The organism is Bradyrhizobium sp. Ai1a-2 (assembly GCF_000426245.1).
GTDB lineage: Bacteria > Pseudomonadota > Alphaproteobacteria > Rhizobiales > Xanthobacteraceae > Bradyrhizobium.
The window spans coordinates 97,724-116,128 of record NZ_AUEZ01000004.1 but is presented as its reverse complement, the minus strand read 5'-3'; the positions used below and the strand labels follow the sequence as shown (position 1 = coordinate 116,128).

The window sequence follows — 18,405 nt, the reverse complement described above, 5'->3', positions numbered from 1 at the left end:
AATGGCGGAGGAGTGCTGGTCTTGATCCGCAGTGCTGGCGCACCCAGCCGTTTTCAAAACGGCGCCGGCGTCCCCGCCGATTACTCCCCCATGGCCACCACGATAGGACTCGAACCTACATCCTCGACCTTCGGAGGGTCGTGCTCATCCAGTTGAGCTACGTGGTGATGGTGCGCCGGCGGACACAAACTCGTCGCCGCCGGCGCGTTTACTTCTCGAGCTCGGAATCCCAATACAGGAAGTCGAGCCAGGATTCGTGCAGGAAGTTCGGCGGAAAGAGCCGCTGCGCCGCCATCAGATCGAACTGTGTCGGCTCCAACGGCACCCGCAAGGGCTTCCAAACCTGCTTGTCCTTGCGCGTGTTGCAGGGGCTGCAGGCCGCAACAATGTTGGTCCATTCGGTCTTGCCGCCCATCGCGCGCGGCACGACGTGGTCGAATGTCAACTCGCCCCGCAGATGCTGCTCGCCGCAATATTGGCAGCGGAAGCGATCGCGGAGAAAGACGTTGAACCGCGTGAAGGCGACTCGAGCCGGCGGCCGCACGTACTCGCGCAGCGCGATCACAGAGGGGAGCCGCATCACCGTCGAGGGGCTGCGGACGACCTGGTCGTATTCCGCGACCACGACATGCGATCCCTTCACCACCGAGCGCACCGCCTCCTCCCAACTGAAGAGCGAGAGCGGAAAATAACTCAATGGTTGGAAGTCGGCGTTCAAGATAAGCGCCGGATTGGCGTGAAACATCGTCGACCTCCTCTCGGGTCCGCAGTTTACATGGTAGTCCTGGGGTGGATCGAACACCCTCATCTGGCCGTTATGAGCGGCCGGCCTTCCCATCTGGCTCCAGGACCGTGAATTGGTCGGCGTAGCAGGATTTGAACCTGCGGCCCCCTCGTCCCGAACGAGGTGCGCTACCTGGCTGCGCTACACGCCGGAATTGGCGCCCATGACGAGGATCGAACTCGCCTTTGCCGGATCGACAATCCGGTCCCTTCACCAGATGGGGACATGGGCAATTTGCATTTTCTGCAAAGATGGTGCGCTAGGCCGGACTCGAACCGGCATGGTTTCCCGGCGCCCTCTCAAGACGCTGCGTCTACCGAATTCCGCCACAAGCGCGTAGGTAAATGTGGGATGCTCGAAAGCCCTCGCTGTGATCACTGCGAAGAAGAATTCGAACCAGATCAACTGGTCGTTCTCGCGCCGCCGGCCGGCAACGGCGAACTGGTCTGCGGACGGTGCATCGAGATTATGCTCGGGCGAGCAATCGCAAAACTGCCTCGCGAAAACTGACATTGGTGAACGAGGCTGGATTCGAACCAGCGCGGGGCTCAAGGCCCGTCGGGTTAAGAAGCCGATGCCGTCGACCGCTTGGCTACTCGTCCATGATGGAGGATCGGGTGAGATTCGAACTCACGGCGGGGCGCATGTCCCGCGGAATTAAAAGTTCCGGGCCGTCGACCAACTTGGCTACCGATCCAGGGTCGATGGTTGCGGCGGCGAGCCGCGCCGGTTTGAATTGAGAGTGCATTTTCGGCCTCTTCCAGATGATGGTCCACCTTCGTGGTGCTGCCCCACGGACCTCCCGGTTATCGGCCGGACGCTCTGCTGCTGAGCTAAAGGTGGAAATTAGACTCGCAACTCCGCACGCTTGCGATATTATTAGGCCCCCTTTCGGAGATACCATGCAGGTTTATCAGCCCTTCGCCCAACCGGCGAACCAAGACAAACGGTACTTCCAGCTCGGCACCAGCACTGCCCGGCCAGCCGAAGATGTGAGACCGAAAAAAGACTCCGCGAAATTTCGAGCATCGCTTGTTAAGTTGCTCGGCTCTGAAGAGGCTGCTGACCACTATATCGATCGTCAGAAACCATCAGCCCTCATTCCGCAGCAGCGCCTTTCTACGTCGGTGCAGGATGCCGTTACGGCTGCCCTCATCGCGCGACTGTCCGAGAGATAACTGGTGCGTCCGGCAGGTGCCGCCCCTGCCGCCTCCGCCATGTCACAGCGGCGCTCTGCTGATGAGCTACGGACGCAAATTCGAGTCCCGTTAGCGACCGGGGACGACCCGGCGACCTTCAGCCAGAACCACGGGACACAGATGTTGTCATCGCGCGCGCAGACCTGGGCGTGACCCCGCCGCGCGCGGATCAATCTGGCTTCGAGGAGACGTGGATGCCTCGAGCATGCCTGCCCTTCGATTCCATCGCCTCAACCTTTGGTGCGCGCTGACCGGATCGAACGGCCGACATCCTGTGTGTAAAACAGGCGCTCTACCGCTGAGCTAAGCGCGCAAAATAACCTCAGGAAAGTAACAAAACGCTTTACTTGAGTAACACATTGCGTTACGCTCCTTCTCATGATTAAGAGCTTCAAACACAAAGGTCTCAAAGAGCTTTTCGAGAAGGGCCACACCGCCCGGATCGACTCCAAGCTCCAAGCCAAAGTCATTGAACGGCTTGACGTTCTCAACAGGGCGACGAACTTACAGGCGCTCGACCTTCCGGGGTTCAACACGCACCCCCTGAAGCAATTCAAGCCGGTTCGCTATTCCATCTGGGTAACCGGCGCTTGGCGGATAACCTTCGAATTTGATAAAGGAGAGGCCGATCGTGTCGACTTTGAACAATATCACTGAGGGGCGCGAAGCCCCTCCCGTCACCCCGGAGATCGTCATGGCTGAATACAAGGCAGGCCCGCGCCAGCGCCCCCCGACGCATCCTGGCCGCATCCTGGCAACGGCGCTTGCCGACGCCGGATTGAATGCTTCGTCGGCCGCTCCCCTGATCGGAACCACAAAAGTCACGCTCGGTCGCATCATGAGCGAGGACAATCCGTCTCCGATCTCGCCCGACATGGCGCAGCGTCTCGGCAAGTTCTTCGGGAACGGCCCCGACTTGTGGGCCGACATGCAGACGGACTACGATCTTTGGCAGAGCAAGCAGAAACTTGCCGACGACCTCGCCAAGATCAAGACGTTGCCGAAGAGCGCGTGATGGCCGAAGAGCCTTTCCTTGCCCTCACGGTGTTTTGCAACGAAACACCTAAGGAGTTCGCGTTGTGGGGGCCCAGCGACGTGCCACCAGGCGCAGGACGTGCAGCGCTTGAAAACCTCATCGAGGCGATGCGTCTCCACTATCCAGAGATATTCATCTCGCCGATCTGCGGTGGAGTTTCGACGCCTTCGCAATCTGGTGCGCGGCCTCGGACTTGAACCGAGACGACCGTTGGCCGGCAGGGTTTAAACCTGCTGCGTCTTCATTCCGCCAGCCGCGCGAAGATGGTGCCCGTGCACGGATTCGAACCGCGAACGCGCGCCGTTTGAAAGCGCCGCCTCTACCGATTGGGCTACACGGGCGAATTGGTGCGCCGAGCAGGATTCGAACCTGCACTGCTCTCGGCCTGAACGAGATGCCTCCTGCCATGTTGGGCTACCGGCGCGATGGTGCTTCCAGCAGGGCTCGAACCTGCGTCGCCGCCTTACCAAAGCGGTGTCCTGCCGGCTGAACGATGGAAGCGAACCTGAAAGAAAATCTTGCAAGTTGGATTGGTGCTCCGTGCACGGGATCGAACCTGCGGCCTGCGCTTTACAAAAGCGCTGCTCTACCACTGAGCTAACGGAGCATGGTGCCGACGGTCAGATTTGAACTGACGACCTTCGCCTTACGAGAGCGCTGCGCTACCGTTGCGCCACGCCGGCGTGAAATTCACAAACGGCCGGGACTGGCCCGGCCAAAAGAAAAACTTCGCTGTCGGAAACCACCGTTTACCGCCCCACTGAAGGGGACCAGTACCGAGTCAGCGGATCGCCTTATGTCCTTGCAGGGGCGATCATCCTGAAGTCGAAATCACGTCATGCAGCCTTGCGCGGCCGGCGCTTCCGCGGCGGCTCGGCTCGGTTGAGGTAATCGAGATAGATCTTGCGGGCCTGGGCCTCGGAGACGCCGCGGCGCGCCACGACGATGCGCACGAAGGCGAGCGCGACCGGAGAGGAGAAAATCCGCTCGCCGGCGCGGTTATCGAGTCCAGTGGTGGTCTTGCGGGACACTGTCCCCTCCGCTCGATTGGCGGAGGAGGATTCCTGCCGCCTGGTTACGCTCTTGCTGGTATCGGTAGCCCTGCTGTACCGGGCTGATAATTCGGACCTTGTTTCGTCACGCGCATGCACGACCAATCGCTCGACCGGGTGAACGGTCGTTCGATGGCGGCGGCGAGCGCGACGATATGTGAGCGTAAGCGCGTCACGGTTCTTGGTCCTCAAGAGCGCCGAAGCAAAATGCGCGGCGGATTCGATGGGGCAGCGGTATGCGCAGAACTTTGCGAATCCGTCAAGCCCTCTCACCCAACAATTCTCGACCGGGCTCTCCGTTCCGAGGCCCTACCCGCAGTGGTCGCGACGGCTTAACCGCCTCAAGATATGGCGGATTCGACTCCGGCGCGCCGACGCGCTTTGATGCGACATCATGGCCCCAAAATTTCATCCGACCCCGCTGTCCGGCGGCGACCGAAAGGCGCTCTCCAAGGAGCTCACGAAGGCACGGGCTATGACCAAGATCCTCGCCGAGCGCGCCGCGGAGAAGCGCGCCGCCGGCGAGGCGCTGATCCGAGAAGCCGACGATTTTGCCTGTCAAAGCTGGAACGAGCGGATGTGGGCGGACGGCGGCCCGATCGACCCCTCACCCACGATCGACCAGGCGATCAACGGCGGCTATGCGTGGCTCGAGATCCGGTGCTCGCGCTGCAAGACGCCGCGCAGCGTCGACTTGGCGGCGCTGCCCCATGCCGCGACGACCTGCGTCCACGATCTCTCGAGCCGACTGCGCTGCCTGAAATGCGCGCGCGCCGGTAAGCGGCCGCCGGCGGAGTTGCATCAGCTGGCGCCGCCCCGGCGGCGCTACCCCGGGGAGGATGAATGACCGAGTTGCGCCGGCGCCGCGACGACACCCGCCCCGAGGAATGCTGGCTCATCTACTACGGTGACGTGCTGGTTGGCACGATCGCCGCCCGCACCGGTGGGCCCCGCGACGAGGCAAAATGGGACTGGAAGTGCGGATTCTATCCCGGTACCGAGCCCGGTGATCATCGAAGCGGGAGCGCCGATACCTTCCAAGTCGCCCGCACCGCATTCGAGGCCGCATGGGAGATCCTGCGCGACAGCCGCACGGAAGCCGATTTTCAAGCGTGGCGGAACGAGCAGGCCATCACCACCTGGAAATACGCTATGTGGGAAGCCGGGGCGAAACTGCCGACGCAGACGACGTCGGGTGTCTCAGGCTGCTTCTGCGGGGTGACCATCGACATCGCCGGCACGGATAGGCATGTGCTCGCCGCTCACCCATTCGGGGCCGACTGATGTGCAATTTGTATTCCATCACCACGAACCAGGAAGCGATCCGCGCACTGTTTCGGGTCATGAATCGCTATGTCGGCAACCTGCAGCCAATGCCGGGTGTCTTCCCCGACTATCCGGCGCCCGTGGTCCGGAACGCCGGCGATGGCCGTGAGCTGGTGCTGATGCGCTGGGGCATGCCGCCGCCACCGCGCAACGGCGGTCCGCCGGTGACCAATATCCGCAATACGGCTTCCCCGCACTGGCGCGGCTGGCTGAAGCCGGAGAACCGCTGCCTGGTCCCTTTCAACAGCTTCGCCGAGTACGCGCCGGAGCCGAACCCCGCGACGAAGAAAAAGGACGTGGTCTGGTTCGCAATGAACGACGATCGGCCGCTCACCGCCTTCGCGGGGATCTGGACCGAGTTCAAGGGCGACCGCGGCACCAAGTCGAAACCGATCCCCGGCCCTCACTTGGTCTACGGCTTCCTCACCACCCAGCCGAACACGATCGTCGCGCCGATCCATCCGAAGGCGATGCCCGTGATCCTGACGACCGACGAGGAGCGCGACGTCTGGCTGCGCGCGCCATGGGATGAGGCCAAATCGCTGCAGCGGCCGCTGCCCGACGATGCGCTGCAAATCGTTATGCGCGGGCCCGACAAGGAAGATAAGCTAGCCGCATGAAATATGTCGAAGATAGACCGCGATACGACGACCCCGAAGTAGCCGCCCGGCGCCTGATGGAGCTCGCGCGCGCCATCGAGCCCGTCCAGGACGGCCGCATCCATATCGAGAAGATCAATTACCCGTTTCTGTTCCAGGACAGGGCCAAGCCCGCCGAGTACGGCGCCTGTCTCAAGTTCGCGATCGAGCGCGGCTGGCTGTGGATGCACGAGAGCGGCACCTACGTGAAGATCACGCCGCAAGGCGCCGAGCTGTTCGCTTGAGCTGGCAGACGCCATTCGAGCAGCCGATCGCGCTGCCGGAAGGCGAGCCACTCATCACGCTGCAGGATGCGGCGAGCTACATCCAGCGGCTGCCGGCGGATATCTCCGGCCAGCCGGAGTGGCAGCTCGCAATCGAGATGTTGATCGAGGCCGCAGAGGAGCGCACCTTCCGGATGTTCGCGCGCATCGCGGTATTGAAGGCAATGAACGACGGCACACCCCGCGACGTTATCCCGCCGACAGCCAGGCGGAAGAAGGCCAAGGTGCACAAGATCATCTCTCAAGGGCGCCTGTGGCCGGAGGGCGTTAGATGAAATGGTGCGCCCGCTGCGGCAATTGCCGGTGGGTTTGCGAGAACCATCCCGGCAAACCATGGCTCGGCGATCACGCCTGCAATTGCGGCGGCGCCGGCATGCCCTGCCCGTTTTGCAACCACAGCGACGAGGACAACGAGCCGGAGTTACCGGAGGGCTTTCACGCCAGCGTACGCAAAGCCGACGGCGAGCGCTCCTAAAAAGGTCAACAGAGACAATCGGTTAACTGGAAATTGAACCACGGTTGATTTCCGGGGCAAACCGCCACGACTGATCTTCAAGAAGAGCGCCTAAGCCTCAACGAAGGTGCCCGGGGATATCCCCGCCATCCTGCCCTCTACGCTGTCCATCGGCGCAGTATGGCGATGATTTAAACCAGGAATCGCTATAAAACCAGCGCCGTGTCCCCACAGAGATCCTTTCAAAGAAGCCAGGGTTGCGCCCTTGGCCCGGTTGTGCGACGTGGGACGTGCATCCCTACCGCGGTGACCCCAGATGCCAGAAAATTATAAACGACTAGTTGAACTCTTCTTTGGCCATACTGGCAAAACAGTCGACAAATGGGAGCAATATCTTTCGATCTATTCGCGCGAGTTCGCGCCTTATCTAGAGTCAAAGAGACCCGTTCGCCTGCTTGAGATCGGGGTTCAGAACGGCGGCTCCCTTGAGCTCTGGGGGAAATACCTACCAGAGGGGTCTGAGATCATCGGGATTGATATTGATCCAAAAGTGGGAAACCTCACTTTCGAAGGCGCGATATCAGCATTCGTTGTAGATGCCACCGACAACTCCAAGCTGGCGGACGCACTTGGCGACAGACAATTCGATATAGTCGTGGATGACGGGTCTCATATTTCGAACGACATCATCACGACATTTAAACTGCTGTTCGACAGGCTAGCGCCGGGCGGCAAATATATCATTGAAGATTTGCATGCGAGCTACTGGGGATCCCACGGTGGTGGGTATCGGTTTGGCACGTCTGCAATGGAGTTCTTCAAGAACTTGGTAGATGCTCTCAATGCCGATCACTTCCAAAACGTCGGTGGTGCCGAAGTTCCCGAGCTTCTGCAGTTCAACCGCTACCTTGCCGGCATCACCTTTTACGATTCGGTCATTGTGATCGAAAAGCTTTTGAAAGAGAAGAATTCGCCCTACCGTCGCATGCTTGGAGGCATCACTTCTGACGTCGTTGATCCGGTTATCGGAATCATGGCGCAACCCACATCCCAGGTGGGAGCTTTGATGCTTGCTGATGAACAGAAACGGTATATCGAATCTTCTATTCTTGGTAGGATTAACGACGAGATTGACGCGCGCTCGAACACCAATGCGCGTGAAATTTCGCGCATCGAAGCCGAAAAGCAGCAGCTGAATTTAAAGCTCGCTGAAAGTAGCTCGGCGCGCGAGCGAGACTTGGCGCACATCAAGCGCTTAGAAGATGATCTAAAGAATATTCAAGCGTCCGCAATCTGGCGATATGTCCGCCCCCTTCGTTTCGGAGCGCGGCTTGCTAGACGCGTCGCCCGAACCGTTCTTCGCAGAAAGGCTACGCAACTTGGAACCGATCAAGAAAGTTGGGCGCGATCCACCATTGAAGATGCAGGTGTCTTCGATCGGCAGTGGTATTTGCGGAACTATCCGGATGTTGCCGCAGCAAAGATAGACCCCCTAGAACACTATGTCTTGTATGGCGCACGGGAAGGTCGCAACCCGAATTCTCGCTTCGATACAAAGTGGTACCTGCGCGAAAACTTCGACGTCGTTATGGCCGGCCTTAACCCGCTTGCGCATTATGTTTCCTCGGGCGCCATGGAGGGGCGAGATCCGCACCCCAACTTCTCAACCAGCTGGTACAATGCTCAGAACCCGCATGTCGCCGAAGCCAAGATAAATCCACTGGCTCACTATCTGCGGGAGGGGAAGACTCTCGGCTTTTCACCGTCACCCGACCCCTATCGCGCGCACACAAATCAAGAACGACTTCATGACGTTCTACAAAGGCCCGAACTGCTGCAGCACATTGATGTGATGATCTATCGGCCGAGCTTCGTCATCGTCATCGACGGAGGGAACCCAGCAGATCGTGCCGCCACTATCGAAAGCTGCCGATTGCAACTCTATCCCCAGTGGCAGATCGTGAACACTTTAGATGAAGTTTGTCAGATGGACGCAACTGACAATCTTTATCTTGTTTGGATCACTGCAGGAGATCGTCTCAACGAGAAGGCGCTTTACGCTTATGCATCGGCCTTGAACGCTGACCCTCAGGCGGATTTGGTATACTTCGACGAGGATGAATGGCATCGTGAGGGACGTAAAAGGCCCTTTTATAAACCTGGCTGGAGTCCAGACTACCTGGAGGCAATGAACTACATTGGATCGGCTGCCTGTTTTCGTGTTTCGACGGCAATTGAGGCGCTCTCAGCCTCCAGCAGCCTATATGATTTCACTCTGCGCTTCGTTGAACGGACCGGAAACATCCGTCATGTCCGCGAACTGCTGTTACATCGTGCGCACGGTCCTTTGAGCCCTATTTCGGCTGAACAGAGCGCTCAGGACATTCAAGCTCTTGAGGGCCGGCTACAGCGAACGGAGCGTCATGGTGTGGTCTCGCAGAATGTTGCGGATCATGGATGCTACGATGTTCAGGTGTCACTTAAACAAGAACCACTTGTGTCAGTCGTGATCCCGACCGCTGGAAAAGTCGTCGCCCATAATGGCCGAGAACTCGATCTCATCGTCAATTGCATTGAGCAGATTCAAACCCATTCCACCTACAAGAACCTCGAATTCATCATCATCGACAATGGCGACTTTGATCGCGCTCGCCTAGCCCACCTTGATTGCGTCAAGAAGTTCGCGACGTTCACCGAGCCAGAATTCAATGTGGCTAAGAAGCTAAACATCGGTGCATCAATTGCTTCAGGACCGATCCTCTTGCTTATGAATGACGATATCGAGCCACTTACGCCAAACTGGATCGAACGCCTGCTGGAACACTTCGAGAAGCCACACGTCGGCGTTGTGGGAGCAAAATTGCTTTATCCAGATCTCACTCTGCAGCACGCTGGAGTTGCCGTGAACGCGGGCAATCCAGACCATGTGCGACGTTTCTCAAAACGTGACGATCAGGGCTACTTCTTCAGCACTTGCGGCACGCGCAACTATTGCGCAGTCACTGGAGCCGTGATGATGACAAGGGCTGCACTTTTCCAGCAGGTTGGCGGCTACACGGAGTCCCTAGCTATAAGTTTCAACGACGTGGACTATTGTCTGAAAGTATCTGAGCGGGGCCATACGATTGTCTACGCACCGAAGGCCGAACTAATCCACTTCGAGTCGAAGTCCAGAGAACCTCGCCTCGATCTCTCAGAGCTCCGCTACTTTCATAGGCGATGGGCGACTTTCGCTGTCGATCCCTTTTACAACGAAACAAATTTGGCGGTTGCGCCGCCAAAATTTGTTGTGCAGCACAATGCGAGGCTGATCTGATCATGACAACCGGAGCAGCACCGAGCCAGCCGCTTGCCCTAGTCTATCTTGCGCGGGGAGCCGACGTCGACCATTTGTCTAGATTTAGAAAGTTCTTGCAGTCTTACAGTCGATATGATGCTGGGGTGGATCATCGTTTAGTTATCATCTTCAAGGGATTTGAAGGCCAGACTGATTTGTCGGAAGGGCAAAGAATCTTCCGTTCACTAAACTACGATCCGGTCTTCACCGACGATGATAGTTTTGACATTGGTGCCTACATAGAGGCCGCGCGCCAGATCCACCAAGAGCGCGTCTGCTTTCTCAACACGAACAGTGAAATCGCCTGTGATGGATGGCTGGCGAAGCTTTCGGCCAATCTTGAGATTGCCCGCGTCGGCCTGGTCGGTGCGACAGGCTCGTTTGAAAGCCTGCCTTCGTTCCCCGACTTTCCAAATCCACACATCCGCACCAACGGATTCATGATCCGCCGAGCCTTGTTTCTAGAACTACTGTCGAATGTGCAATTGAGCACGAAATGGGATGCGTACTCGGTCGAAAGCGGTGGTGCTAGTATTACGAGACAGGTACTCGAGAGGGGCCTTACGGCTCTAGTCGTTGGTCGTGATGGGCGCGGCTACGCGCCAAACTGGTGGCCGCATAGCCAAACCTTTCGACAGGGATCGCAGCACAATTTGCTGGTCCACGACAACGTCACACGCACTTTCGAAAGTCTACCATTTGGCGAGAAAATCCACATGAGTAAGCTAAGCTGGGGCGAGTTTCTTCAAACCGATAAGCATCTATAGAGAGCGTTCGCCATTCTATTCACCGAACGCCAACGAGAAAGAAACGGGCCCGAGGGCTGAGGTATACCGGGTTAGGGATGCCGGCAGTTACGAAAGGCCAAGAGGCCTAATCAATATTCGCGATTGACGCCAGGCTCGGAAGGCACCCGGTTGCGAACGAAGCCGTCGCCATGCCGCAGCTCGCGGATGTCCTGCTCTGCCGTTAGAATGCGCTGGTCGAGCACGCGGATATCACCACGCATGTCGGCGATCTTGCCGATCGCCTCGACCAGCTTCTTGATCTCGGACTGGATGCCGTCGACTCCGGTCTCGAGCTTGGTGATGCGATTGGAAAGCTTCCAGCCGCCGCCCCATAGCTTGTCCACGAAGTTGAGCATGAGCGCGCCTCCGGCGATGATTACGGCCAGCGTTGAGGTATCCATTCCGCGAGAGCCTTTTCTTTTCCGCGCTTCTATTTGCCGATCGGAGTCTTCAGGGCGTCGACGTTGACCTTGCCGGGCCCGGCGTTGAGCACCACGGGGCCGAGGCCGCACATGCCGGCGATAAGCAGATAAGCCCAATCGATTGTGGCGCCGGCGGAGGGCCAGACGCCGCCCCAGAGATAGACCACCGCGGGAACGCCGAGCTGCTGCCACACCAATACGCCGAGCTGCGAGAGCACGATGATGGCCCACACGATACGCACCAGGCGCGAGTTGGCCATCACCTGGCCGAAGCTGGCGAAGGTCTTGGCCAGGGCGTCGGTCTCCGAGCGCATCACCTCGCTGAAGCACTCCATCAGCGCCTGCGCAACCTTCGCCTGCAGCTCGGCAAGCGAAATCTGTTTCTGCTCATAGGCCTTGAAGGCATCGGCGAGCTTGCCGATCACCATCGGCGCGATCGATGTCAGGATGGTCGCCAGCATCTCAGACGCCCTTGATGATCGAGCGCATGCGCGAGGCGAACACGATGGCCGAGAAACCGATCATCACGACGCCGAGCACGCGAGTATCCGCACCGAGCACCTTCGACACCTGCTCCTGGAAGCTGGGATCGCCAACCACGCGGGCGATGGTGTCGAGTTGCTCGAGCAAGAAGCCGATCGCCGCGCCGACATAGGTCACAACGATGGTCGCGGATTTGTGGGCAAGCGCGAAGGCCTTGCCCCAGAACGTATCCGCCCGAGCGTAGGCCGCCTTGAGTTGCGGCAGCGCATGCAGCGTGGGGCGCAGGACGAGATAGATGCCGAGCGCAGCCAGGCTGGCCGCGAGAACGGTCCACATGGATAGATCTCCCGATTTGAGGTTGAGGGAAAGCGAAACGACGTCAGGCCGCGGCGTAGGCTTCCGCGCGCTGCTTGTGGATGATGGCCTGGCGGATCAGGTAGATGACGAACAGCGCCAGGAAGGCGATCAGGATGCCGAGCGCGACCTTGCCGCCCCAGGTGAACTGCGCGGGATCGACCGCCGGCGCCGCGATCGTCGGGCCTGATCCGGCCGCCGTGGCCCCGGCCGCGGCGTTCTTGCTCTGCGCCTTCGCCTTGCCGGCTTCCTGGTCCAGCCGCGCCTTGGCGTCGGTGCTGGCGAGCTTCTCGCCGATCGTGAGCCACATCTTGACGGCCGCCGCCTCGCCGCCTGTGCAGCGGCGCGTCCAACCCTTGCCGAAACGCCAGAACGTCGACAGGCCCTTCAAAAACGACAGGCGGATGCTCCAGTATTTCTGGATCACGGCGACCTTGTCCTTCGCCGCCGCGGCCGGGCCGACCACGGCGCCGATTGATGTCGCTGCAATGCCGAGCGCCTGCCCGGCCCATTTCGGCGCGCGGCCGACGCCGGAGTTGATCGCGGCATCGAGCACCGAATAATCGAAGCCGGCCGGAAGATCATCGTACCGCATCGGATTGGCGTAGTGCTTGCGATAGATGTCGGCCGCCACCGCCTTCGGCATCGCCTTCACGTCCGCCGGCGTCGCATCCGCTTTCCAGTACATCCGGGCATCCTTGATGGTGATGCCCCAATTCGTGGCGCCACCCGGATCCACCGGGTCGTTGGTATAGCCTCCTTCATCGGCGAAGACGCGAGTCATCGCCGCATCGTATGTCGCTGCGGTCATGGGATTGCTCTCGGTTGGTGGTACGGTTGTACGGCGGCCGCTCCTTACGGAGGGGTTGTTGCCGAATCGGTTGTGGTGATAGAGGTCAGCCCCGGCTGAGGAAGTGGGCTGGGAATGTTCTGGGCGGTTCCGCTCGTTTTTCTTTTGATTTTTGTTTTGCTCTTCGTTTCCGCGATCTACTCCCCTTCAGGGGAGAAGGCCGATTCGGACGAGGATGACTGGTGGCGCGCGATCAAATGAACTCAAAGGATTGAATTACAGCCGGCCAGCCGCCAGCGCCTCCTTGGTCAGCTTAGTCATAGGCGTGGCTCCGTATTTCACGGAAGTGGGAATTGAAATCGGTCATGGGGATTGTTCGGTTGGTGGTGGATACTGGACGCGATCACGTCGGCCGGCGCACTGTGCAGTGCCGCTCAGATTTGCGTGTACTAGCCGGTACGGGGTTGCCTTTGTTGCGCTTCGATGTGATAACGCGGCCGCCTCTCGGGGTGATTGCGCCCCGATTGTGGTTGGCGTCCGGAGACAACCTCAAAGGATCAGACGTTCTCGAATCTGGAAAATCTGGGGAGCTGAGCCGAAGATGAGACTATTGCGTCGGTTACGGAGGATTCTCTGGAAAATCAGAGGACGTAATGCTGCTCAGGACTGGTCGTGGATGCCAGATCCTAGTCACCCACTACCGTTCAAGCCGGAGATGTTCATTTGAATGCGGTCTATGCCTCACTCGGAATCGCTGGCATGGCTGCGATTGCTTTGTATTTGATAGTCCGCATTGATGTGTCGGTGAAACGCGGCAAGCGCTAGCTCCGTCGACGCTGCGTAGCCACACCCAGTACTTCCGCGTGGCCGTTGAATTCGGCTTGTTCAGCCAACTTCCGGCACAAGGGGCCGACTCAAAGCTTCCTGCCGCAAACATGTTGCCCTGGTTGGCGCAAGATGGTATCGCCGCCACATCTCGGGGGCGGGAATGTCAGAAAAAACAAGCACCTTTCGGAGGCCTCGCCTTTCTAGCGCTCGACCTTCTACGCGGCATTGCCGCTATCATTGTAGCAATCGGCCATACATCCGCGGTCATCCCGGATTACTACGGCCCCGCCTACTCAATGTGCGTGGCATTCTTCTTTGTTCTCTCAGGCTATGTTCTTTCGCACGCCTACGGCGAGGCCATAGAGACAGGGAGAATGTCTTTTGGCGGTTTCATCATTGCCAGGTTTGCGAGACTATATCCGCTGCACGCGCTAACTTGGGCCGTGACTTTCGGATCGCTGATCTATTTAGGTGCCGCAAATTCAAGCTGGATTTTCAAGCCAGCCATGTTCGAGACGATCACGCTTACCCAGTCCCTCTTTACGGGCGAGTGGTCCTTCAACGCACCGTCCTGGAGCATTGGCGCTGAATTCTGGTGTGGCTTTCTCTTCATCGCGCTCAGCTCACGGAACACCATCCTTCGCACGATCAGCATCGGCACAGCGGTCCTCATCTTTGCGCTTTGCGAGTTGAAAGATGGCTTTCTAGTTCAATTCGCGCCGCGATATGGCGTTTGCCTCGGCATGTTTCTGCTCGGTTGGACGCTCTATCGTCTTCAACTGCAGATCCCTCCTAAAATCGGATGGACAGCCGCGACGATCGCGTTCCTGCTTTCGGTGTTCCCGATCTTTCCTCTGGAGCATCATCCCACCGGCGACATCCCCTACTACATTCTGTTCGCGGTTGCCGTGGCATCTCTCGCGCATGCCTCGTTAACAGGGATTGCAGCCGAGGCTGCGGCGTTCTCCGGGAATATTTCCTACGGAGTTTATCTCTGGCATTGGCCGTTTCTGATGGTCATGAGCCCGAAGACGCCATTGGAAATCGCGGTCTTTCTAGCCCTGGTTATCACCACAGCAACGATATCATTCTGGCTTTTTGAACGACCCGCGCGACGCTTCGTGCTCAAGATCAGCGAAAGAGCTAGGAGCCCCGAAAAAACGCCCCATCCCGAAGCCGCTGTTGCGCAGGAAAGTCGCGGCCGATAGTCCGTTTTCATCTGGTCCACACGGCTACGCTAAGATCGCCGGTAGTCGTCACCCCATAATCTCGTCCACGGTCATCGAAGCGGCTTGTTGACCAGTGCCAACGTTATCTGGGAAAGAAACAGTTGAAGCATTGTCGTCGTTATTCAAGAATACCCTGTAATTTTGCAAAGATGTTGAATTAGGCTTATCCAACCAACTACCGGCGCAGGGGGCCGAAGCAAAACTTCCAGTCGCAAAGACACTGCTTAACGGGAAGTTTGGAAACGCAGCTCCGTTACGAAACACAGCAACGAATGCGCGATGATTTGTATTATTGCTTTGAACGCTTCCCGTAAATGATCCGCGTACAAGGTTTGCAGTGCTTGTGGGGTTGAAACCTGCAATCAAATCGGTTCCCGTCGGGGTATTAGTCGTTATCGTCGTCACTGTTGAAATCTTGGTGAAGGCTGTTTGGACGACCTGGCCAGGTCTGCAGACACCAGGGCCAAGCAACTGCACGATTTCAGGGGCAACCCACATTCCTGCTGTCGTCAGCGAATTCCATTCGCAGAACCCCAGCAAACGCATCGGCGCCGCGGTGGCAATGGCGGATGTCGTGTAGAAAGCTCTGGAAGCGTTACCGGGGACTGCGGTCGTATATTTGACGTGCTCTTGCGGGCAAAACACCCCCGACGTGTCCGAACAATTGATCGCGCCAAGCTGCACTGTCCCGGCGTTGTTATGCGCGGTGATCCACACTCGCACGCCAGTTCCATTCACGGCGCCAAGCGTCTTGGTCGAGCCAATCACTACCGACCGCGCAGATGTAACGGCGATACGCGTAAAGGCGCCAGACGTCAGTGTGCTGTCGCGGAAATAGAAATAGACCGGATCGGCGGCGCTCGGATCGGCCCCCGCAAACGTCTTGACAGCGACGGTTAGAGCGCCGGCCGATGCCGACGCCACCAGTGTGCCGTTGCTCATACCGGCGTAATCGCCCAGCGCCTGCGCCGCGATGTTCGCGCGCACCTGCGCTTCGTGACCGATGTATTCAGAAGCATAATTCGACGACGTCATGTCGCCGGCGCCAGGCTCGCCGGCAACATTGAAATTCCAGTCGGCGTATGTGCCAGATCCGTTGGTCTTGGACACCGCGATCGTCAGGATCGTGCCGCTGTAGGTCGCGATACCTTCCATCCAATTCGAGGTGTTCGCGTCCGAACTGGCGCGCACACGAGCGCCGTCGAGATACGCCAGTCCGGCTTGCGTCGTGAAGGCCTTCGATCCCGGGCCGATCGCGAGCGACGTCGTCGACGTGCCGGCGTAACTTGCGCCGGTATCGCCCTTGTCCCCCTTGTCACCCTTCTCGCCGACAACTTGCCAATAGGTCGCGTTCGGCGGGGCATGGCCGGATCCTGGCGTCTCGTTGATCCAGACGTAGGACGAGCCAGCGGACGAGACCATGTCATTGGCCGAGTAAACGGTTCCGTTGTCAAAGGCTCCTTTGGGGCTAATCCCTCTGAAGACGCCGGAAAACGTCCACGCGCCACCCTGCATGACCCAGAGTTTTCCTGTTGCAATCTGCAGGATGCCTTGCCCGTCAACGGCCGTAAGAGGCGGCTGTGCTTCTGACGGATCGTCCCAAGCCACGTCCAGATACCATAGCAGGCCCTTGACGCGCAGAACGTTCAACAGAGCCCTGACATTCGCCAACTCCTGGCTTCCGTAACGCTGCGGCGATCGCTGGACGATCTTGTATGGCGTTCCAGGAGCCACATCGTCGTAGGGCCACGGATCGATTTCGATTTGCCCGATGTCGATCACATCTTGGACGATCACGGTGTGACCGAGAATGACGATGTCATCACCAGGCATCGCGTTTCCGCCAGACAAGATCGCACCGGCGACGACGATCGTGGGATCACCGTTCCCAACGGAAACCGTACCGGTCGAGTAGCTCGGGAAAGCAGCCATTGTTCCCCTTTCTGAATAGAAAGAAGTTCGCGGCGCGGTTCGGCGCCTCGATAATCAGAATTTAATTCTTGAGGTTCTCGGCCCTAAGCCGGTCAGGTCACGGTTCGACCATTGACAGCGTCAAGTTCGGCCGGTGTTGTTGCCGCCTCAATCTGCAGCATGATCTTCTGGCGTTGCAGTTCACGCTCGGCGAAGGTGTCTGGCTTCGCCAGAATGATAGCGGCGAGATCGGCCACGGTGATGCCGCGCAAGTCCGCCTCCGGCTTCAGCCGCTGGTCCTGCGCTTGCGCCCAGAGGCGCTTCTGCATGTGCGCTTGCTCAACGTGAGAGGCATTCGCGGCATTGAAGTTGGCATTCACCGCTTCTTTCTTGGCGGCGCGTATCGCGGGCATTGGGTCAATGTTGATCACGACCATCAGAGTTGCGCCCTGATCTCGAGTTTGAATGTCTGATAGGGCCACTTGTCCAAGTAGATCACGTAGACCATCGGCACTGGAATGCTGACTTGCATTTCGGTGCTGTCCATCACACCGAAAGCAATCAATTCGTTCGCGCCGTAAACCTTATACTTCGAATCCGCTGGAATGCCTGTGATCAGAGCATAATCGTCACCATTGGACGGCTTTATTATCGTTTTGGTAACGCCGATGCTCGTTAACACCGGACGTTCTGTCAAAGCGTCGTTGCGTACATACCAAAACTCCGGTGGTACAAGACCGGGAGAGTTCTCTTTGATGAACTGTTGCTTCAGTTGATCGCGTGCAACCTCCTCATAAGAGGCCAATTCCTGCGGACTGCCGAAAAACTTATTGGCTTGCGTGATCATGCCGAGTTGACCATTGATTGATCCGTCTCGATCATACGTGACGTACAGCATTCTGATCGTCCCCCTAGTTCACATTCCGGAACACGCAATGATTGACGTAATATGGATCACCCGCGACGTCCGATTGTCCCGGTGGTACGATTAAGCCCGCATCGAAGTTCGCAGGACAGAAATAGCCTGCGGCAACCATGCCGCCGCCTGCTCCGGTTGCCTGCCCCGGGCCACCACTTGCTCCGATGCCGAAATATGGTGTTTGCAATACCGGGTTAGTTTCGTTGATGTTGCGAACCGCGACGATGAACACGGGAGTTACGCCCGGTGGCGGTGTGAAAATAAATGTCGGTGGTCCCTCGTTGATGTTTTTTCCGCCAGCATATTCGCTATTGAAAATTCCAGGGACCAGCGAAACACCGGTTGCGACCAAACGGAGCGGCGGTTGATTGCCGTTGAAGATGACCTGATTGAATTGCGCGCCCGCCGCGTCGACGCCCGGGACAGACACCAACAACGGAGATGCAGCGTTGCTTTCGATGATGACGCGTCGGGCCATTTAGGTGATTGCCGAATTATAAACTTGGTATGTCGTTGGTAGCGACAATTGTATCGTCATCGATGCGCCGTTACCGTTGATGATGCAGTTAGA

General features: G+C 58.3%; 23 protein-coding genes and 14 tRNA genes. 13 read left to right on the top strand and 24 right to left on the bottom strand.

What is annotated here, in order from left to right; genetic code table 11:
• Nucleotides 1-91: 91 nt before the first annotated feature.
• The 7 genes from K288_RS0104750 to K288_RS0104715 all read right to left on the bottom strand — a co-directional run bounded on the left by K288_RS0104750 (nucleotide 92) and on the right by K288_RS0104715 (nucleotide 1,481).
• Nucleotides 92-167, bottom strand: a tRNA-Arg gene (locus tag K288_RS0104750).
• Between the two features lie 41 nt (nucleotides 168-208).
• Nucleotides 209-745, bottom strand: a complete 537-nt coding sequence (locus K288_RS0104745; protein WP_027578510.1) for an HNH endonuclease — start codon at nucleotides 743-745, stop codon at nucleotides 209-211.
• A 113-nt stretch (nucleotides 746-858) separates the two neighbouring features.
• Nucleotides 859-935, bottom strand: a tRNA-Pro gene (locus K288_RS0104740).
• 4 nt (nucleotides 936-939) lie between these two features.
• Nucleotides 940-1,015 (bottom strand) — tRNA-Asp (locus tag K288_RS0104735).
• A 21-nt stretch (nucleotides 1,016-1,036) separates the two neighbouring features.
• Nucleotides 1,037-1,120: transfer RNA gene (locus K288_RS0104730), tRNA-Leu, on the bottom strand.
• 177 nt (nucleotides 1,121-1,297) lie between these two features.
• Nucleotides 1,298-1,386: transfer RNA gene (locus tag K288_RS0104720), tRNA-Lys, on the bottom strand.
• Between the two features lie 4 nt (nucleotides 1,387-1,390).
• Nucleotides 1,391-1,481 (bottom strand) — tRNA-Lys (locus K288_RS0104715).
• A 205-nt stretch (nucleotides 1,482-1,686) separates the two neighbouring features.
• Between K288_RS0104715 and K288_RS0104710 the strand changes: the two genes are divergently transcribed.
• Entirely contained in the window at nucleotides 1,687-1,962 is a 276-nt protein-coding gene (locus tag K288_RS0104710) for a hypothetical protein (RefSeq protein ID WP_027578509.1), read from the top strand.
• A gap of 1 nt (nucleotide 1,963) precedes the next feature.
• Here the strand turns inward: K288_RS0104710 and K288_RS52115 are convergent.
• Nucleotides 1,964-2,038 (bottom strand) — tRNA-Val (locus tag K288_RS52115).
• 183 nt (nucleotides 2,039-2,221) lie between these two features.
• A tRNA-Val gene (locus tag K288_RS0104705) sits at nucleotides 2,222-2,296 on the bottom strand.
• Between the two features lie 65 nt (nucleotides 2,297-2,361).
• Here K288_RS0104705 and K288_RS0104700 point away from each other — a divergent pair.
• Nucleotides 2,362-2,640, top strand: a complete 279-nt coding sequence (locus K288_RS0104700) for a type II toxin-antitoxin system RelE/ParE family toxin (protein WP_027578508.1) — start codon at nucleotides 2,362-2,364, stop codon at nucleotides 2,638-2,640.
• Nucleotides 2,615-2,998, top strand: a complete 384-nt coding sequence (locus K288_RS0104695) for a HigA family addiction module antitoxin (protein ID WP_160168930.1) — start codon at nucleotides 2,615-2,617, stop codon at nucleotides 2,996-2,998. The genes K288_RS0104700 and K288_RS0104695 overlap by 26 nt, the downstream gene beginning before the upstream one ends.
• A 196-nt stretch (nucleotides 2,999-3,194) precedes the next feature.
• Here the strand turns inward: K288_RS0104695 and K288_RS0104690 are convergent.
• The 7 genes from K288_RS0104690 to K288_RS44690 all read right to left on the bottom strand — a co-directional run bounded on the left by K288_RS0104690 (nucleotide 3,195) and on the right by K288_RS44690 (nucleotide 4,050).
• A tRNA-Leu gene (locus K288_RS0104690) sits at nucleotides 3,195-3,278 on the bottom strand.
• A gap of 5 nt (nucleotides 3,279-3,283) precedes the next feature.
• A tRNA-Leu gene (locus tag K288_RS0104685) sits at nucleotides 3,284-3,360 on the bottom strand.
• 4 nt (nucleotides 3,361-3,364) lie between these two features.
• Nucleotides 3,365-3,443, bottom strand: a tRNA-Leu gene (locus tag K288_RS0104680).
• A 2-nt stretch (nucleotides 3,444-3,445) separates the two neighbouring features.
• Nucleotides 3,446-3,520 (bottom strand) — tRNA-Thr (locus tag K288_RS0104675).
• A 30-nt stretch (nucleotides 3,521-3,550) separates the two neighbouring features.
• Nucleotides 3,551-3,626: transfer RNA gene (locus tag K288_RS0104670), tRNA-Thr, on the bottom strand.
• Nucleotide 3,627: 1 nt separating this feature from the next.
• Nucleotides 3,628-3,702, bottom strand: a tRNA-Thr gene (locus K288_RS0104665).
• A gap of 153 nt (nucleotides 3,703-3,855) precedes the next feature.
• Nucleotides 3,856-4,050 (bottom strand): hypothetical protein, encoded by a 195-nt coding sequence (locus K288_RS44690; protein WP_043159320.1) that lies wholly within the window; start codon nucleotides 4,048-4,050, stop codon nucleotides 3,856-3,858.
• Between the two features lie 415 nt (nucleotides 4,051-4,465).
• Here K288_RS44690 and K288_RS0104655 point away from each other — a divergent pair, with 415 nt between their 5' ends.
• The 8 genes from K288_RS0104655 to K288_RS0104620 all read left to right on the top strand — a co-directional run bounded on the left by K288_RS0104655 (nucleotide 4,466) and on the right by K288_RS0104620 (nucleotide 10,877).
• Nucleotides 4,466-4,918 carry a hypothetical protein gene (locus K288_RS0104655; RefSeq protein ID WP_027578506.1) on the top strand — a complete coding sequence of 151 codons (453 nt, stop codon included), beginning with the start codon at nucleotides 4,466-4,468 and terminating at the stop codon, nucleotides 4,916-4,918.
• Complete coding sequence (locus K288_RS0104650) at nucleotides 4,915-5,355, top strand: hypothetical protein (protein ID WP_027578505.1); 441 nt, start codon at nucleotides 4,915-4,917, stop codon at nucleotides 5,353-5,355. Before K288_RS0104655 ends, K288_RS0104650 begins: the two co-directional genes overlap by 4 nt.
• Nucleotides 5,355-6,017 carry an SOS response-associated peptidase gene (locus tag K288_RS0104645; RefSeq protein WP_027578504.1) on the top strand — a complete coding sequence of 221 codons (663 nt, stop codon included), beginning with the start codon at nucleotides 5,355-5,357 and terminating at the stop codon, nucleotides 6,015-6,017. The genes K288_RS0104650 and K288_RS0104645 overlap by 1 nt, the downstream gene beginning before the upstream one ends.
• Nucleotides 6,014-6,280, top strand: a complete 267-nt coding sequence (locus K288_RS0104640) for a hypothetical protein (protein WP_027578503.1) — start codon at nucleotides 6,014-6,016, stop codon at nucleotides 6,278-6,280. The genes K288_RS0104645 and K288_RS0104640 overlap by 4 nt, the downstream gene beginning before the upstream one ends.
• Entirely contained in the window at nucleotides 6,277-6,594 is a 318-nt protein-coding gene (locus tag K288_RS0104635) for a hypothetical protein (RefSeq protein ID WP_027578502.1), read from the top strand. The genes K288_RS0104640 and K288_RS0104635 overlap by 4 nt, the downstream gene beginning before the upstream one ends.
• Complete coding sequence (locus K288_RS0104630) at nucleotides 6,591-6,794, top strand: hypothetical protein (RefSeq protein WP_027578501.1); 204 nt, start codon at nucleotides 6,591-6,593, stop codon at nucleotides 6,792-6,794. The genes K288_RS0104635 and K288_RS0104630 overlap by 4 nt, the downstream gene beginning before the upstream one ends.
• Before the next feature lie 295 nt (nucleotides 6,795-7,089).
• Nucleotides 7,090-10,089, top strand: a complete 3,000-nt coding sequence (locus K288_RS49440; RefSeq protein WP_051334358.1) for a glycosyltransferase — start codon at nucleotides 7,090-7,092, stop codon at nucleotides 10,087-10,089.
• A 2-nt stretch (nucleotides 10,090-10,091) separates the two neighbouring features.
• Entirely contained in the window at nucleotides 10,092-10,877 is a 786-nt protein-coding gene (locus tag K288_RS0104620) for a hypothetical protein (protein WP_027578500.1), read from the top strand.
• Between the two features lie 110 nt (nucleotides 10,878-10,987).
• Here K288_RS0104620 and K288_RS0104615 read toward each other — a convergent pair whose 3' ends face one another.
• The 4 genes from K288_RS0104615 to K288_RS49435 all read right to left on the bottom strand — a co-directional run bounded on the left by K288_RS0104615 (nucleotide 10,988) and on the right by K288_RS49435 (nucleotide 12,968).
• Nucleotides 10,988-11,254 carry a hypothetical protein gene (locus tag K288_RS0104615; protein ID WP_152535386.1) on the bottom strand — a complete coding sequence of 89 codons (267 nt, stop codon included), beginning with the start codon at nucleotides 11,252-11,254 and terminating at the stop codon, nucleotides 10,988-10,990.
• Nucleotides 11,255-11,328: 74 nt separating this feature from the next.
• Nucleotides 11,329-11,781, bottom strand: coding sequence for a hypothetical protein (locus K288_RS0104610; RefSeq protein WP_027578498.1), 453 nt, complete (start codon nucleotides 11,779-11,781; stop codon nucleotides 11,329-11,331).
• A gap of 1 nt (nucleotide 11,782) precedes the next feature.
• Nucleotides 11,783-12,139: a hypothetical protein gene (locus tag K288_RS44675; protein ID WP_043159319.1), complete on the bottom strand. Its 357-nt coding sequence runs from the start codon at nucleotides 12,137-12,139 to the stop codon at nucleotides 11,783-11,785.
• 43 nt (nucleotides 12,140-12,182) lie between these two features.
• Nucleotides 12,183-12,968 (bottom strand): glycosyl hydrolase 108 family protein, encoded by a 786-nt coding sequence (locus K288_RS49435; protein WP_051334357.1) that lies wholly within the window; start codon nucleotides 12,966-12,968, stop codon nucleotides 12,183-12,185.
• 114 nt (nucleotides 12,969-13,082) lie between these two features.
• Between K288_RS49435 and K288_RS55495 the strand changes: the two genes are divergently transcribed.
• Nucleotides 13,083-13,208 (top strand): hypothetical protein, encoded by a 126-nt coding sequence (locus K288_RS55495; RefSeq protein WP_256378812.1) that lies wholly within the window; start codon nucleotides 13,083-13,085, stop codon nucleotides 13,206-13,208.
• Nucleotides 13,209-13,810: 602 nt separating this feature from the next.
• Nucleotides 13,811-14,983 carry an acyltransferase gene (locus tag K288_RS0104595; protein WP_152535385.1) on the top strand — a complete coding sequence of 391 codons (1,173 nt, stop codon included), beginning with the start codon at nucleotides 13,811-13,813 and terminating at the stop codon, nucleotides 14,981-14,983.
• A 48-nt stretch (nucleotides 14,984-15,031) separates the two neighbouring features.
• Here K288_RS0104595 and K288_RS54615 read toward each other — a convergent pair whose 3' ends face one another.
• From K288_RS54615 to K288_RS0104575, 4 genes are all read right to left on the bottom strand, one after another.
• Complete coding sequence (locus tag K288_RS54615) at nucleotides 15,032-16,936, bottom strand: hypothetical protein (RefSeq protein WP_027578496.1); 1,905 nt, start codon at nucleotides 16,934-16,936, stop codon at nucleotides 15,032-15,034.
• Nucleotides 16,937-17,028: 92 nt separating this feature from the next.
• Complete coding sequence (locus K288_RS0104585) at nucleotides 17,029-17,352, bottom strand: hypothetical protein (RefSeq protein WP_027578495.1); 324 nt, start codon at nucleotides 17,350-17,352, stop codon at nucleotides 17,029-17,031.
• Nucleotides 17,352-17,813: a hypothetical protein gene (locus K288_RS0104580; RefSeq protein WP_027578494.1), complete on the bottom strand. Its 462-nt coding sequence runs from the start codon at nucleotides 17,811-17,813 to the stop codon at nucleotides 17,352-17,354. The genes K288_RS0104585 and K288_RS0104580 overlap by 1 nt, the downstream gene beginning before the upstream one ends.
• Before the next feature lie 13 nt (nucleotides 17,814-17,826).
• Nucleotides 17,827-18,312, bottom strand: a complete 486-nt coding sequence (locus tag K288_RS0104575) for a hypothetical protein (protein WP_027578493.1) — start codon at nucleotides 18,310-18,312, stop codon at nucleotides 17,827-17,829.
• Between the last annotated feature and the right edge of the window lie 93 nt (nucleotides 18,313-18,405).

Coding starts and splice junctions, on each gene's coding strand:
- K288_RS0104745 (WP_027578510.1), bottom strand. CDS start 745: ATGTTTCACGCCAATCCGGCGCTTATCTTGAACGCCGACTTCCAACCA.
- K288_RS0104710 (WP_027578509.1), top strand. CDS start 1,687: ATGCAGGTTTATCAGCCCTTCGCCCAACCGGCGAACCAAGACAAACGG.
- K288_RS0104700 (WP_027578508.1), top strand. CDS start 2,362: ATGATTAAGAGCTTCAAACACAAAGGTCTCAAAGAGCTTTTCGAGAAG.
- K288_RS0104655 (WP_027578506.1), top strand. CDS start 4,466: ATGGCCCCAAAATTTCATCCGACCCCGCTGTCCGGCGGCGACCGAAAG.
- K288_RS0104650 (WP_027578505.1), top strand. CDS start 4,915: ATGACCGAGTTGCGCCGGCGCCGCGACGACACCCGCCCCGAGGAATGC.
- K288_RS0104645 (WP_027578504.1), top strand. CDS start 5,355: ATGTGCAATTTGTATTCCATCACCACGAACCAGGAAGCGATCCGCGCA.
- K288_RS0104640 (WP_027578503.1), top strand. CDS start 6,014: ATGAAATATGTCGAAGATAGACCGCGATACGACGACCCCGAAGTAGCC.
- K288_RS0104630 (WP_027578501.1), top strand. CDS start 6,591: ATGAAATGGTGCGCCCGCTGCGGCAATTGCCGGTGGGTTTGCGAGAAC.
- K288_RS49440 (WP_051334358.1), top strand. CDS start 7,090: ATGCCAGAAAATTATAAACGACTAGTTGAACTCTTCTTTGGCCATACT.
- K288_RS0104620 (WP_027578500.1), top strand. CDS start 10,092: ATGACAACCGGAGCAGCACCGAGCCAGCCGCTTGCCCTAGTCTATCTT.
- K288_RS0104615 (WP_152535386.1), bottom strand. CDS start 11,254: ATGCTCAACTTCGTGGACAAGCTATGGGGCGGCGGCTGGAAGCTTTCC.
- K288_RS0104610 (WP_027578498.1), bottom strand. CDS start 11,781: ATGCTGGCGACCATCCTGACATCGATCGCGCCGATGGTGATCGGCAAG.
- K288_RS44675 (WP_043159319.1), bottom strand. CDS start 12,139: ATGTGGACCGTTCTCGCGGCCAGCCTGGCTGCGCTCGGCATCTATCTC.
- K288_RS49435 (WP_051334357.1), bottom strand. CDS start 12,968: ATGACCGCAGCGACATACGATGCGGCGATGACTCGCGTCTTCGCCGAT.
- K288_RS55495 (WP_256378812.1), top strand. CDS start 13,083: ATGTTCTGGGCGGTTCCGCTCGTTTTTCTTTTGATTTTTGTTTTGCTC.
- K288_RS54615 (WP_027578496.1), bottom strand. CDS start 16,936: ATGGCTGCTTTCCCGAGCTACTCGACCGGTACGGTTTCCGTTGGGAAC.
- K288_RS0104585 (WP_027578495.1), bottom strand. CDS start 17,352: ATGGTCGTGATCAACATTGACCCAATGCCCGCGATACGCGCCGCCAAG.
- K288_RS0104580 (WP_027578494.1), bottom strand. CDS start 17,813: ATGCTGTACGTCACGTATGATCGAGACGGATCAATCAATGGTCAACTC.
- K288_RS0104575 (WP_027578493.1), bottom strand. CDS start 18,312: ATGGCCCGACGCGTCATCATCGAAAGCAACGCTGCATCTCCGTTGTTG.